11 protein-coding genes and 1 tRNA gene are annotated in these 14,269 nt (G+C 37.7%); 7 read left to right on the plus strand and 5 right to left on the minus strand.

Features of this window, described 5'->3' with window-relative positions; translation table 11 throughout:
• Positions 1 to 65: 65 nt before the first annotated feature.
• Positions 66 to 1,265, minus strand: a complete 1,200-nt coding sequence (gene ilvA / locus HMPREF1212_RS22225; protein ID WP_046151306.1) for a threonine ammonia-lyase — start codon at positions 1,263 to 1,265, stop codon at positions 66 to 68.
• 203 nt (positions 1,266 to 1,468) lie between these two features.
• On the opposite strand from ilvA, the gene HMPREF1212_RS22230 reads away from it, so the two are divergent.
• From HMPREF1212_RS22230 to HMPREF1212_RS22240, 3 genes are all read left to right on the plus strand, one after another.
• A complete protein-coding gene (locus tag HMPREF1212_RS22230) occupies positions 1,469 to 4,189 on the plus strand; it encodes a DNA gyrase/topoisomerase IV subunit A (protein ID WP_046151128.1) in 2,721 nt (906 codons plus the stop codon).
• Positions 4,190 to 4,274: 85 nt separating this feature from the next.
• Positions 4,275 to 4,356 (plus strand) — tRNA-Leu (locus HMPREF1212_RS22235).
• 266 nt (positions 4,357 to 4,622) lie between these two features.
• A complete protein-coding gene (locus HMPREF1212_RS22240; protein ID WP_046151129.1) occupies positions 4,623 to 5,747 on the plus strand; it encodes a site-specific integrase in 1,125 nt (374 codons plus the stop codon).
• A 105-nt stretch (positions 5,748 to 5,852) separates the two neighbouring features.
• Here the strand turns inward: HMPREF1212_RS22240 and HMPREF1212_RS22245 are convergent, their stop codons facing one another.
• Both HMPREF1212_RS22245 and HMPREF1212_RS22250 read right to left on the minus strand, forming a co-directional pair.
• On the minus strand, positions 5,853 to 7,139 hold the full coding sequence (locus HMPREF1212_RS22245; protein WP_157317108.1) for a hypothetical protein: 1,287 nt from the start codon (positions 7,137 to 7,139) through the stop codon (positions 5,853 to 5,855).
• 117 nt (positions 7,140 to 7,256) lie between these two features.
• Positions 7,257 to 8,939, minus strand: coding sequence for a DUF4365 domain-containing protein (locus HMPREF1212_RS22250; RefSeq protein WP_046151131.1), 1,683 nt, complete (start codon positions 8,937 to 8,939; stop codon positions 7,257 to 7,259).
• A 98-nt stretch (positions 8,940 to 9,037) separates the two neighbouring features.
• Between HMPREF1212_RS22250 and HMPREF1212_RS22255 the strand changes: the two genes are divergently transcribed.
• The gene (locus tag HMPREF1212_RS22255) at positions 9,038 to 9,295 is read left to right on the plus strand and encodes a hypothetical protein (RefSeq protein ID WP_046151132.1); all 258 of its coding nucleotides are present in this window, start codon (positions 9,038 to 9,040) and stop codon (positions 9,293 to 9,295) included.
• A gap of 150 nt (positions 9,296 to 9,445) precedes the next feature.
• On the opposite strand, the gene HMPREF1212_RS22260 is transcribed toward HMPREF1212_RS22255, so the two are convergent.
• Positions 9,446 to 10,033 (minus strand): GNAT family N-acetyltransferase, encoded by a 588-nt coding sequence (locus HMPREF1212_RS22260; RefSeq protein WP_046151133.1) that lies wholly within the window; start codon positions 10,031 to 10,033, stop codon positions 9,446 to 9,448.
• Positions 10,034 to 10,914: 881 nt separating this feature from the next.
• Entirely contained in the window at positions 10,915 to 11,316 is a 402-nt protein-coding gene (locus HMPREF1212_RS22265; RefSeq protein WP_028730246.1) for a hypothetical protein, read from the minus strand.
• A 223-nt stretch (positions 11,317 to 11,539) separates the two neighbouring features.
• On the opposite strand from HMPREF1212_RS22265, the gene HMPREF1212_RS22270 reads away from it, so the two are divergent.
• From HMPREF1212_RS22270 to HMPREF1212_RS22280, 3 genes are all read left to right on the plus strand, one after another.
• Positions 11,540 to 12,433 (plus strand): HEPN domain-containing protein, encoded by an 894-nt coding sequence (locus HMPREF1212_RS22270; protein ID WP_046151134.1) that lies wholly within the window; start codon positions 11,540 to 11,542, stop codon positions 12,431 to 12,433.
• A gap of 109 nt (positions 12,434 to 12,542) precedes the next feature.
• Positions 12,543 to 12,878: a helix-turn-helix domain-containing protein gene (locus tag HMPREF1212_RS22275; protein WP_010801025.1), complete on the plus strand. Its 336-nt coding sequence runs from the start codon at positions 12,543 to 12,545 to the stop codon at positions 12,876 to 12,878.
• Entirely contained in the window at positions 12,856 to 14,007 is a 1,152-nt protein-coding gene (locus HMPREF1212_RS22280; protein WP_046151135.1) for a type II toxin-antitoxin system HipA family toxin, read from the plus strand. The genes HMPREF1212_RS22275 and HMPREF1212_RS22280 overlap by 23 nt, the downstream gene beginning before the upstream one ends.
• Positions 14,008 to 14,269: the final 262 nt, after the last annotated feature.

Here is a 14,269-nt window from a genome sequence, read left to right on the forward strand (position 1 = left end):
GTTTTGAGGCTGTTGCAAAAGTTTTCTGTGTTTTGGACTCAGACTTTTGCAACAGCCTCTTGGCTTTATCCCGGAATAATCTTATACCCCGCTGCTGTCAGCGTATATTGTATCTGGTCGATGTGATCCTGGTTGCGGGTTTCCATTTCCAGGCGGAGATAGCAACCGTTGATGTCGGCTGTATGGCTGACCCGTTCATGATGTACGGAGACTACATTGGCGCCTGTACCGGCAATGATCTCGGATACATGCTGTAACTGTCCCGGCTTATCGACCAGTTCGATCGTCATGGTATAAGAACGGCCGGATTTCTGCAAACCACGTCCGATCACACGCGAGAGGATCGTTACGTCGATATTGCCACCCGATACCAGGCAGATCACTTTCTTCCCTTTGACCGGAACCTTGTTGAACATGGCGGCAGCAACTGCGACGGCACCGGCTCCTTCGGCTATCAGCTTTTGCTGTTCGATCAAAGCCAGGATGGCGGTAGATATTTCATCGTCGCTGACAGTTACAATCTCGTCAACGTATTGGCGGCAATATTCAAACGTATGTTCACCCGGTTCTTTTACGGCAATACCATCGGCAATCGTGCGGACAAAACCCATTCGTTCGATCTTGTTGTGCTCAATGGAATTAAGCATACTCGGAGCGCCACTGGCTTGTACGCCATATACTTTTACATTCGGATTCAGGTGCTTGATTGCAAAGGCGACTCCTGAGATCAGGCCACCCCCGCCAATGGGAACGATAACGGCATCCAGGTCAGGCAATTGTTCCAGCAACTCCAGGCCGATTGTTCCCTGTCCGGCAATCACATCGTCGTCATCGAATGGATGAACAAAGGTATATCCTTTTTCGTCTCTCAGCTTCAACGCTTTCTGGTAAGCATCGTCGTATACGCCTTCTACCAGACAAACGTCGGCACCGTACCATTTGGTTGCTTCTATTTTGGAGATCGGAGCATTGTCGGGGAGACAGATCAACGATTTGATACCCTGTGTAGTAGCTGCCAGAGCAACTCCCTGCGCATGGTTTCCGGCGGAACACGCCACGACGCCCTTCGCTTTCTCTTCTTCCGTCAGTTGGGATATTTTAAAACAAGCCCCGCGGACTTTGAATGAACCTGTTATCTGCAAGTTTTCCGGTTTCAGATATATCTGTGAGTCCGGATTGATATTGGGCGCACTAATCAAATCTGTGCGACGGATAACTGTTTTCAGGGCAAAAGATGCCTGATAAATCTTATCAAGTGTGAGCATTTCTTTATTTGTTAAACCTTCGGCATTTACATTGGGCAAAACCGTTCTTACTCTATTTTGAGGGGGCAAATATAGGGAGAAATAATATATCTCATCGAAACAATAACGGTTTTTTATTATCTCGCTAATATTTCGTATATTTACGCCCCGGAATTATTTCCATTCAGGGGCTGAATATAGAAGAAAGAGCACGATATAAGTATATGAAACCAGAGGATATTGAAGATTTCACAGGAGAAAACGAAAACGAGGAAATAGAGCAAACAAATGCAGACTCTCAACCAAATGAGCCGTCTGATGCTGCTACACATTCGGAATACAAAATACCCGGTAAAGGGGAAGGACGTGTATCCTATCATCTCTCAGGGATGTATCAGGATTGGTTTTTGGATTACGCTTCGTATGTAATCCTGGAGCGTGCCGTGCCGCATATCAACGACGGATTGAAGCCGGTGCAACGTCGTATCCTTCACTCTATGAAACGTCTGGATGACGGACGGTATAATAAAGTGGCTAATATTGTCGGACATACCATGCAGTTTCACCCGCATGGTGATGCTTCTATCGGCGATGCGCTGGTGCAATTGGGACAGAAAGACTTGTTGGTCGACTGTCAGGGAAACTGGGGTAATATTCTGACCGGTGACGGTGCCGCTGCTCCCCGTTATATCGAAGCGCGTCTTTCCAAGTTTGCTCTTGAAACAGTGTTCAACCCGAAAACAACCCTTTGGCAACTGTCTTATGACGGACGTAACAAAGAACCGGTCACTCTTCCGGTAAAATTCCCTCTGCTTCTGGCTCAGGGTGTCGAAGGTATTGCGGTTGGTCTTTCTTCCAAAATATTGCCGCATAACTTCAATGAGTTGCTGGACGCATCGATCGCCTATTTGAAAGAGGAGGAGTTCACTTTGTATCCAGATTTCCAGACGGGAGGATTTATCGATGTAACAAAATATAATGACGGCGAACGCGGTGGTTCCGTAAAAGTCCGTGCCAAAATAACAAAGCTGGATAACAAGACATTGGTTATCAGCGAACTTCCTTATGGGAGAACGACTTCTTCCCTGATCGAATCGATCCTGAAAGCAAATGATAAGGGAAAGATCAAGATTAAGAAGGTAGACGATAATACGGCAAGCGGCGTAGAGATACTGGTGCATCTGGCTCCGGGCGTTTCATCGGATAAAACGATCGATGCCCTGTACGCATTTACCGATTGTGAGATCAGTATTTCTCCGAACTGTTGTGTGATCATGGACAACAAACCCCACTTCCTCACGGTAAGTGACGTGTTGCGCCATTCAACAGACGATACCTTGCATCTGCTGCGTACCGAGCTGGAAATCCATAAGGCGGAGCAGGAAGAAACGCTGTTCTTTGCTTCCCTCGAAAAGATATTTATCGAAGAACGTATTTATAAGGATAAAGAGTTTGAAAACGCGAAAGATATGGATGAAGCGATTGCCCATATCGACCTGCGCCTGACTCCGTTCAAACCTGATTTTATCCGTGAAGTGACCCGCGAGGATATTCTTAAACTGATGGAGATCAAGATGGGCCGTATCCTTAAATTCAATTCGGATAAGAGTAATGCCCTGATTGCCCAGATACGCGAAGAGATCGAACGTATCAACCATCATCTGGAAAATATCGTAGATTATACGATCGATTGGTTCGTTATGCTGAAGGAGAAATATGGCAAGGATCATCCGCGTATGACCGAAGTACGCAACTTCGATACGATTGAAGCGACCAAAGTAGTGGAAGCAAACGAAAAACTGTATATCAACCGTGCCGAAGGTTTCATCGGTATGAGCCTGAAAAAGGACGAGTATGTTTGCAATTGCTCTGATATCGACGATGTTATTATTTTCTATCGCAACGGTACGTATAAGATCGTGAAGGTTTGCGATAAGATGTTTGTCGGAAAAGACGTATTATATCTGAATGTGTTCAAGCGCAACGATAACCGTACGATCTATAATGTTATCTATCGCGATGGTAAAGTCGGTTATAACTATATCAAGCGTTTTGCCGTTACAGGGGTAACGCGTGACAAGGAGTATGATGTAACGAAAGGATCAGAGGGATCACGTGTCCTGTATTTCAGTGCCAACCCGAATGGAGAAGCTGAAACGGTGAAAGTGATACTGAAACCTAAACCACGTCAGAAGTTGCTTGTCTTTGAGAAAGATTTCAGTGAGATTGCTATCAAGGGACGTGGTTCGATGGGTAATATCCTGACAAAAGCCGATGTGCATAAGATCAGCCTGAAACAAAAGGGTAGCTCGACTCTTGGAGGACGTCAGGTCTGGTTCGACTGGGATGTGTTACGCCTGAACTATGACGGACGTGGCGATGAACTGGGCGAGTTCCAGAGCGACGATGTGATCTTGGTTGTTTTGCGCAACGGTGACTTCTACACAACGAACTTTGATCTTAGTAACCATTACGAAGATAATATACAGATAATCGAGAAATTCGATGCGAATAAGGTATGGACAGCTGCCCTGTATGATGCAGATCAGAAATATCCTTATATGAAACGCTTCCAGCTTGAAGCCGGCAGCCGTAAACAGAACTTCCTGGGGGACAACCCGAAGAGCCGCTTGCTGTTGCTTACCGACGAAACGTATCCGCGTATCGAGGTGGTATTCGGTGGTCACGACGCTTTCCGCGAACCTCTTGTGCTGGATGCCGAAGAGTTTATCGCTGTGAAAGGTTTCAAAGCGAAAGGCAAACGTATCACTACCTTTGAGGTAGAAACAGTCAACGAACTTGAACCGACCCGGTTTGCGTCACCTGATCAACCGACAGGAGAGGGGAGCACCGGTAATTCGGAGGATGACGATGAAGAGCTGGATCAGAGTAATTCGGATATTATCGATGAGATAACAGGACAGATGAAACTTTTTGATGAATAGTCTTTGAGGCAGATAAAAAGTAAAATCTCCGCTGAAAAACTTGCAGATTAATAAAAAAGGATTACCTTTGCACCGCAATCCAAATGCGGCTGTGGTGTAATTGGTAGCCACGCCAGACTTAGGATCTGGTGCTTCACGGCGTGGGGGTTCGAGTCCCTTCAGCCGCACAAAATGCAAAATCCTTCTAAGATGTTCTTAGAAGGATTTTTTTTGTTTTATGCTGTTTATTAGGTGATTACGACGTTTTCTTTCCTCTTTCAGAAATAGATAAATCATATCGAAATAAGGTTGTTTAGGTGCCAAATCGGGGATTAAAATGTGTGGTTCATGGCTGGCCACTCTTTAACATTTTACTGGGTGCTTAACTGGTTGAAATATAATTAAATATCTTGTGAAACTCTCCCACTGTTTAACATTTAAAAGACGTGTTTTTATGAAGAAAACAACATTCAAGGTGACTTACTTTATAAGGAAAGATAAGTCTTATACTAATGGTGAAGTTCCTATAACTATTAGAATTACTTTAAATGGGGAGCGAGTTGAATTTATAGGTAAACATAATGTTGACCCTACTTTATGGAATCAAGCGACAAATCGAGCAATGGGTAAATCTGCTGCGGCTAAGAGTTTGAATACTTATTTGGATCATGTATATATCAAACTTTGTGATTCGATGCGTGATTTGGAAGAAAGAGGAATTGAAGTAACGGCAGCGAATATTAAAGATAACTATCTGGGGATAATAAGTTATAAACAGGTTACTTTATTTTCTGCTTATGATGAACACAATGATAAGATGAAGGCTTTGATAGGAAAAGGCTATACCTATGCTACATTAGAGCGTCATTATACAACAAGAAATCACCTTTTGGATTTTATCAGAACGAAATATAACAAAGATGATATTCCATTAGAGCGAGTTGATAATGTATTCGTAACTGACTTTGAATTTTTCCTTAGGTCTGAAAAAAACATAGGGAATAATACGACAGTCAAGTATTTGCGTAATCTGGGTAAGGTTCTACGGATAGCCTTTGAAGCAGGTCATATTAAAAAGAATCCATTGAGTTCGGTTCGTTTACATATTGAAGATATAGACCGTCCGTTCTTAGATGAGAGAGAATTGCAGACTTTGTTTAATAAAACGTTTACAGTTCAGAGATTGGAACAGATTAAAGATGCTTTTCTATTCTGCTGTTTCACCGGTTTAGCTTTTATTGATGCAAAGAACTTAACACAAGAACATCTTTATACAACCTCATCAGGTAAGGTGTGGATTAAAATGCAGAGACAGAAAACAAAGAAATGGTCACATATACCATTGTTACCACAGGCAAAAGCTATTTTAGATAAATATGATAAGCACCCAATAAGAAAACAAGGTTTTCTTTTGCCTTTTCCTACGAATCAAAAAATGAATGCCTATTTGAAGGAAATTGCGGAGTTATGTGGCATTACTAAAAATCTGACAACTCATCAGAGGAGACATTGTAATTTATCTTTCTCGCTGAAAACAAACGATTTACAGAATTTGAATTTGCGACAGGTAACGATTTAGAAACAAGCAAATTTCCCCTATCTGTCTTATTCTGCATGATTAAAAAGAACGCTTTATCGTGTGCAAAGGTAATCAAAGTTTTATAATCATTAATTATAAACACCTCTATTTTTGCGATGGCTTGTATCCAGAGAGTTTCCAGTGTCTCCAAAATAGAGCATAAGGGCATAGTTCTTTTTCACTACACTTTTCCCAAGGAGCTACATTGCACAAATCATTGGGCGAAGATTTTAGAGAATTAGTACACCAATCATACATAGAACATTCAACTTTGCCTATTTCAAATAGATTCTCTATTTCTCGTAACGCTCTAAAATATTCGACATCCATATCTAAGGGACAGTCATTTGATAGGATCTTGAAATAATGTCCAAGACTATTGACCATGAGAGGAGTACCAACATCATGAACAGCCTTGCCCCAACATCCATTTGTTGCTAAATCTGCATGATTAGCCATCTTAAGCAAAAAATAGGGATCATTTTCTCTCCAATCAAGTGCAAAACGAACAATGTTATCAATCCACTTATAGTATGATTCAAGCATTGGCATATTCTGAAGATAACCTTTTAATTGCGTTTGAACTCGCATTAACATTATTTTATATTGTTCTAGAAATGACTTATGTTCTAAACTGCCATGATGCACTGTTTCTTGTGAATAGAAATAATCATAAATTGATTCTGGCGTATCAAAGACTATTCTTTTCTTTGCAACACCTTCCATAATATTAACAAAACACACACCAGGATTAGAGCATTGTAGACTTATATCACAAAGTGCTAAAACCTTAAGTTTATCTTTCGCAAATTCAGGTGAATAAAATTCAGCAACTTTTTCTGCAGCAGTATATGGAAAATCAGGTGATTTTTCATAACCTTTTGGAGAGCAACAGCATTCCATTAAATATGCCATATTCTCCATTATAGCCATTGCACCAAATATCATAATATTATCTTCAGTACATAATATCCTATTAGGAATAGCATTAAAATAAACATTTGGCAATAATTCATCAGAACTTTTTGTTATGTCAGATATTTTTAATATATCTATTTCCGAAGTATCACCAAGTGTCAATTTGGAGATTTGCCTATTTAAAAGAACATTATCATTATTGTCCTTTATTTCAAAGGGGACTGAAAAACTAGTTGAACCATGGTTATAAATTCTGTTTACTACGCTATGTAGATATTCACTATGAGTATAAATTGCTGATAAACCGTAAAACGTAGTAAAATCCTGAAGAAAATGGATATATTCATGAAATAGAATAGTCATATCCCTTATAGGTAATTGATTAATGGTAAGATCATCAATATTTGTATCTATATGCATTTCAAAAAAAGAAGGTATATAGTAACCTAATGTTTTGCTACATAAACGAGTCATATTATATAAATATTAGAAATTACACAATAAACAGTACCAAGCTATTGGGATAACGACCCTTCAATCGTGGGTCAATTTCTTCTTAATGTTCGATGTAGTTAACACCGATCAAAGCATCTAACCATCAATGGCTATGCTCTTAAAATAATCATCAAAGTGAGTTTTTAATAATTCATAAAAATAGGTTAGGCAATTATATTTCCCAAATAATATTGTCATATCACTAAGTCCACCTCCTCTGAAACAAGAGAACTCTCGACCATTAAACATCACAGATTCTTTTCTAAACAAATCTGTTGCTGAAGACAAATTGTTCTCTGTTATTATTCTTGACTTACTAATATCTTCAATCATAATAGTTTTTTCATTAGATGGCAGGATACTTCTGAAATAATGAATGTGAAATATAAATTTATGTTCTGGATCAGAGTAGTCTACCAATACAGAAATAAGATTGCCACCATAAAAAGCATCAAGTTTATCAGCCAACAAAGGAAACTCTGATTGTATAAAACTTTGATATGCACGTATTGTATTTAAAATTACTATTCGCGATTTTTCCAACGCTGTTGTTGGAGAGTAAAAATCATATACCATCCCCGTATTTCCATAAGAACCTTTTGCTGGATAGGGATATGGTATGGTCGTATATCCAATTTCGGACAAAAGCTTAATAGCATTATATACAGTGTTTACATATATAGATTTTCCTCCTGACACTAAGTGTACTGGCATTTTATCAATATATGGGTATTTTGATTGAAAGTGTTGAATCAACGAGTACACATTCAAATCAGAATACTTTTTTAAATGTAAGTATCTCCAATTTGCTTCGATAAACTCATGAATATATTCTATTAAGAATACCTCATCAGAAGGGATAACCCTCTGATTTTTGATGAAGTCTTCTATATGTTTCTTAATGATAGAAAGAGAATATAACTTAGGATTTTCTTTTAGTCTATTTTCAGTACAAGAGAATGAAGCATAATCATGCTTGTTTTTTATTTCGAAAATTGAGCATTGGGGCATTTGAACTATCGGTGCGACAAGTTCTCCCATATTTATATTATAAAGAGAATACTCTAATGAATTATCTGTATATGTATATATTGCAATACCTCGTTTCCATACATTAGGAAACAGCACACTTTTAATGTATCTAAAATCGGATTCTAATAGCCCGTTATACGCATCTGTAAAGTTTTGAATCTCTGTAATATCACAAGACCTTAAATCGGTTGCCATTTTAGGCATGTTTTGCAAATATGACTTCAATTCGCTATTCTCCTCTAAAATAGCTTCACTATTAGTTAAACAATATACACGGCTGCTACATATACTTAACCAATCTTTTAATACCATGTCAATATTGTCTTTTCGTAATTCCTCGTTTGTGGTGAAGTGCAATGTTATCGTCTCTTGTTGTTCTTTGTCCCGATTCGCGTTTAAAAGTTTTGGCGAAATATGTTTATATAAAACTTTATCCTGAGAATGGTCTACCGCTAAAAGGAAGACATTATCAGTTGTTGTTTCTGCATATGCAAATAAAGATGTAGGACAAGGAAACTTATTATGTCCTTCATCCCTTAGAGATACAGTTTTTACCTGAACGGTAATTTTGCCATTGATTCTATTTGATGAATCAAGTAACTCAATATAACCATCAATATTAGATTGAGTAGTTCCTTTATCAATATTGTTTTTAGTTCGGCCAAGTAAAAGAGTCTGTATAAATAATACAGAACGTTCTTCTTTTATACCATTTGCATCTATAGAAACTTTGGCTTTGAATGACATAATCTACACTAAAACTTAATAGTTAGGAACTGATATTAATATTACAAAGTTAATTATAATTTCTCAAATCTGTTATTTCCAATTGAGAATAATTATCTTTGCAATCGCATAATGAAATATTTGTTACAGAATTAGATAGGAACAACATACAAAAGACACCAGAACAGCAGATTGATGAGGCGGTAGAGAGTTTGAAAGCACTATTTCTCCTGCAGGCGAGGAATTTGCAAGAAGCCGAAGAAATCAAAAGGCGGTTAGACTCTCTTGGTTACGATGCAAAAGCAGTGTCGGCAATTATTAATGACCGAGATATTTACAAAGCCGTTATTCATAAAGTTTTATCACAAATGAGATAATACGACAATATGAAATTTTTGATGCAGTTCCTAATAATGTTCTTTATGGAATTGATGATAAACTTTATTTCATTGATACACAAATAAGATTGAGATAACTTTCAAATTTTCCAACAGGATTAGTCTAGTGGGACTACGAGTCTTTCTTCCTTAATGTATCCGTTTATTACCCCAATCCTTATCGAGCATGGCATAAATTATATCGTCTACCCATTCGCCACGAAGGAAATAACTTTCTTTGAAATGAGCTTCTTTCCTGAATCCCAATCGTTCGATAAGTCGGATAGAGGCGGTGTTTCTTGGATCGATAGATGCTACAATACGATGTTTCTTTAGGGTCATGAAAAAATAGTTTACCATTGCCGTCAATGCTTCGGTGGCATATCCTTTGCCCTGAAAAGCTTTATTCAACGTACAACCGACCTCTACCTGCATTCTTTCATGTCCTGTGAAGATTATTCCCATATCTCCGATCAGGCGGTTTTCATTCTTGGTTAGAATGGCAAATTGAAAGCATACGTCGGCTATATCTATAGTCATCGGCATATTGGTTATATAATTACGAACTTCCTTTGCGGATTCGGGGAACCAGCCCTGATATTGGTTTTCAATAGTATCAGAGCGGTAAGCGTATATTTCTTCCGCATCATCCGGGTTTGCTAACCGTATAATCAACCTGTCGGTCAGAATATTGCCGAAAGTAGTACCTGCTTTATCGACGTTTTTGGATTCAATCATATATCTTTTCTTTTTATTCTTTTGTTGCTATTTAATATGAACTGATTCGATAGGGTTCCTAAATATAGTAATTATTTGGAAAACAGATATTTTATCCTTTGAAGCAATGTGTTAAAGTGGAATATTACGTGAAATGATAAGATGGCAACACGAACTTTTGAAGTGAAATTATGGGGTTTGACAAAATGAAATAATAATACTTTGCTTTTGAATAAAAAAGATTTTATTACAGCCCTTTTTGTAACTTGTGTATTGCGCCAAATTGGTGTTGTAGAAGATTGTCGAATACAATATTTAACAATAATTTCTTCATATATGGCTTTTATAATTCGTCTGAAAGGGAATTTTATCTCGTTTTAAACGAAAATATAATTCGTTTAAAACGAGATTGAGGTTTATTTGAAGTGAGATTTATGTTAATAAATATTGAATTTGGCATTTTCGGGTACTGTTTTGTAGTACAAAAGTATGTTGAATAACATTTTTCATGCTCTATAACAAAGCAAATGAGTGCAGTAAGTAGATAGATAATATGTAGTATATATGATAAATATTTGGTCGATTGTTTTTGTTTTATTTGCTATAGGTAGCATAATATTGTTTTGTTTGCTTTAAGCAAGATGATATGTTATTTCTTGAGTTGCTGACAGTGGTGTAAAAGGCAGCAGGTATTGATTCTCTCCCGTACAGCTTTTCCATAGGCGGGTTGAATTGACAGTTTGATATTCGTGAGTTCTTCATGATAATATATTTCAAGTACGGATTACACAGATTTCATTGTTCAGATAAATAAACAATTTGTCAAATCCGTATAATCCGTGCCTGTAAAAAGTATAAAGAGGCTTTTGGGTATAGTCTTTTATGGTTTAGGGACTATACGATTAATTATAAAACATCAGACAAATGTCACTGGGTAGATGGGCTATTGTTTGTGCTTTTATGTAACAGCCTGATGTTGTCCATCTATTCTTTAAATAGTCGTAGCTCTGGGTTATCTCCAGATAAGAGATGAATCCTTTTATATACTCATTTTTATCAGGGAATAAATAAACAAACTCACATTTACCATCATTGCTGAAAAGACAAGTCAATGTAAACTCTTCTTGGTCAAATCGTATCTCGATCGATTTTTCTTCCACCTCTTTTTCGAAATAGTCTATTAAGCAATATGGATAGTTTATATATTTCTGTCTGATTTCTGGTAATGACAGATTTAATAAAGAAGTAATTTGTTGTAGCAGATAGTAATAGCTTTTTATCCCAACTATATTATTATTGTCCATATGAATACGTTCCTTTTTAAGCCTGATTCGGGGGAATCGAGCCTATATTAATACTATGATATTTTAATTACCTGTATTATATAGACTTATTCATTTTGTAATAACAAACAAAACAAATAAAAACAGGAACGTTGTGCAAATATATGATTTAGAATCAAAAAGCTAAAGGCAATTCTGCTTTTTTTGTACTTTTGTATTTTAACGTTGTACATAATCAAGCATAATGAAAGACTCGATCGCTTATCTACCTAAAGACAAACAGGAAGAACTGAATTTTCTTGTAACGGAGATACTTCGTCGCTTACCTCAGACGGAGTTTATTATTCTGTATGGAAGTTATGCGAGGGGCAATTATGTTCGCCGTAGCATACGGATTGAAGACGGCGGCATTCCTACCGTTAAAATTTCAGATTATGATATTTACGTGATAACGAGCGGAATAAACAGCAAAAAGGCGGAAACCATACTGGATAACGTAGAAGATATCTTCTTTGCCGGAAAAGATTTTGACCGCGATACCCCTGTTGAGTTTATTAACGATGATATTGCACAGCTTAATAAGTTTATTGAAGAGGGACGGTATTTCCATACACAGATAAAGCAGGAAGGAGTAATACTTTATAATAGTGGAAAATACAAATTGTCTCGTAGGAGAAAACTCAACTTTGATGAGATAAAGAAGCAGGCACAGGAATATTTTAATGAGAAGTTTGAAAAAGGAAATTTCTTTTTTGATGATGCCATAACAAATAAAGAAAGAGAAAGGTATCAAATGGCATCTTTTTATCTTCACCAAGCCTGTGAAAATTATTATTACGCTATCCGATTGACATTTGCGTTGAGAAATAACAAACAACATAATCTATCCAAATTATCTTCTACAACCAGGCGTTATTCCGATGATCTGAGTACTGTGTTCCCTCAGAACACTCCTGAAGAGAAACGACTTTTTAAACTATTAAAAGCCGCTTATGTAGATGCCCGGTACAATCCCCACTTTGTCGTGACTAAAGAGGATATCGATGCACTTATTCCAAAAGTAGAATTGCTTAGGGATATAACAAAGCGGATTTGTGAGGAGAAAATTAAGGAGTATGGGGAGCAGAGTGGTATATAGATACATCGACACTTTCGATAGTTGTCCTTTCTTTGTATTTACTGGAAATAAATATTATCTTTGTAACTAATACAATAATATTGATTAAGCCGTTTATTGCTACTATAGTATGACTTTATTATATACATTCGACGAAGATAAGACAGAAGCCATAATGAAGGTTCTGGCACAAAACTGTCAGAAGAGACGTTTGGAAAAAGGCCTCTCACGGGATGCTTTGGCAGATTTGAGTAAGGTTCCTGCTGCTACAATCGCGAAATTTGAAACGAAGCATGTCATATCTTTAGTTTCTTTTGTAGCACTGGCAAAGGCGTTGGGATATACCAATGATTTGAAACAATTATTGTCAGAACCATTATACAACACAATGGCTGAACTGGATGAGATAAACAGGAATTTAAACAGGAAAAGAGGAAGCCGTAATGTCAGGAAAGAAAAAGAGTGAAACCAGGAAGATAAGGTCTTTGGAGAAAATCAGACAGATAAATAAAGTGTCTGTATTCTATGGAGACAAAAAGGTGGGTGAACTTGCTATGACTCCAACTCAAAGGTGTGCTTTTGAATATGATAAAGAATGGCTAAAATCCGGTTTTTCTATTGCTCCAAGGCAATTAGACTTGAAAGAAGGTTTGTTTATTGCCCCCGCAGAACCTTTCTATGGCAATTTTGGAATTTTTGAAGACAGCCTGCCTGATGGGTACGGGCGTTATCTTTTAAACAGGATATTGCAAAAAGAGGGGATAGATGATACCAGCTTGACTCCTGTGCAACGTTTAAGTATTGTTGGCGCTTCCGGAATGGGGGCCTTATCGTATGTGCCTGAATTATATATCGGTGAGCCAAAAGGTTTACCGGAATTAAATTATATGCAAAGTTTAGCTCTCGATGTGCTTGCCGAGAAAACGGATAAGGATGTCGATGTTCTTTATTTTAATAGTGGTAATTCAGGTGGCTGTCGCCCAAAATCACTTTATAAAGATGAGGAAGGAGATTGGATATTGAAATTCCGTCATATCAATGATCCGAAAGATATGGGTAAAATGGAATATCAATATAATAAAGCTGCTCGTGCATCAGGTATCAATGTGCCTGACTTTAAACTTATTGAAAATAAATATTTTGCTACAAAACGATTTGATATAGAAGATGGGCAACGTTTACACACCGCAACAGCCGGAGCTTTACTTAACCAATCTATCCATTATCCGGCATTGACTTATGAGAATTTATTGGCTTTAACCGGGGTCATCACGCAAGACCCTGTTCAGGTGGAAGAAATGTTCCGAAGAATGGTCTTTAATATACTGGCTGAAAACAAAGACGACCATGCTAAAAACTTCAGTTTTTATTATAGGAACGCCCAATGGGAATTGGCACCGGCGTACGATCTAACAAAATGTAGTAGTGGATATAATGGTGAACATGCCACAACGGCCAATGGAAACGGAAATCCGACTATTGAAGACATGCTTGTTGTTGGTGAGGGTATTCGTATTTCCTGTAAAAGAGGACAAGAGATCATAGATCAGGTGAGAGAAGCTACTAAAGAGATTCTTGCAGACAAATTATACTAACGGAGAAAATAGATATGTACGAAGATGAAAGAATGAAGGAAACCATAGAAACTTATGATAAAACAGCTGTAAAGTATCAGAGTCTTTATCTATTACCATCAGGAAGAGTACCTTTCTGATGGTTTAACGGATGCCGAATTTGAAATAGTCGATTTACTGCGGAAGGATTATCCTGAGCCGGATGGGACGTTCCTTACCGATATGATCTTTATTGCATACTCGTAAAAGGATCGACCGTTATATTGCAGGGATACGCTGTCTG

Source organism: Parabacteroides sp. HGS0025 (assembly GCF_000969845.1).
GTDB lineage: Bacteria > Bacteroidota > Bacteroidia > Bacteroidales > Tannerellaceae > Parabacteroides > Parabacteroides gordonii.

What these genes read in the sequence shown, in the direction of transcription:
- ilvA (WP_046151306.1), bottom strand. Translation starts at nt 1,265, where the DNA reads ATGCTCACACTTGATAAGATTTATCAGGCATCTTTTGCCCTGAAAACA.
- HMPREF1212_RS22230 (WP_046151128.1), top strand. Translation starts at nt 1,469, where the DNA reads ATGAAACCAGAGGATATTGAAGATTTCACAGGAGAAAACGAAAACGAG.
- HMPREF1212_RS22240 (WP_046151129.1), top strand. Translation starts at nt 4,623, where the DNA reads ATGAAGAAAACAACATTCAAGGTGACTTACTTTATAAGGAAAGATAAG.
- HMPREF1212_RS22245 (WP_157317108.1), bottom strand. Translation starts at nt 7,139, where the DNA reads ATGACTCGTTTATGTAGCAAAACATTAGGTTACTATATACCTTCTTTT.
- HMPREF1212_RS22250 (WP_046151131.1), bottom strand. Translation starts at nt 8,939, where the DNA reads ATGTCATTCAAAGCCAAAGTTTCTATAGATGCAAATGGTATAAAAGAA.
- HMPREF1212_RS22260 (WP_046151133.1), bottom strand. Translation starts at nt 10,033, where the DNA reads ATGATTGAATCCAAAAACGTCGATAAAGCAGGTACTACTTTCGGCAAT.
- HMPREF1212_RS22265 (WP_028730246.1), bottom strand. Translation starts at nt 11,316, where the DNA reads ATGGACAATAATAATATAGTTGGGATAAAAAGCTATTACTATCTGCTA.
- HMPREF1212_RS22270 (WP_046151134.1), top strand. Translation starts at nt 11,540, where the DNA reads ATGAAAGACTCGATCGCTTATCTACCTAAAGACAAACAGGAAGAACTG.
- HMPREF1212_RS22275 (WP_010801025.1), top strand. Translation starts at nt 12,543, where the DNA reads ATGACTTTATTATATACATTCGACGAAGATAAGACAGAAGCCATAATG.
- HMPREF1212_RS22280 (WP_046151135.1), top strand. Translation starts at nt 12,856, where the DNA reads ATGTCAGGAAAGAAAAAGAGTGAAACCAGGAAGATAAGGTCTTTGGAG.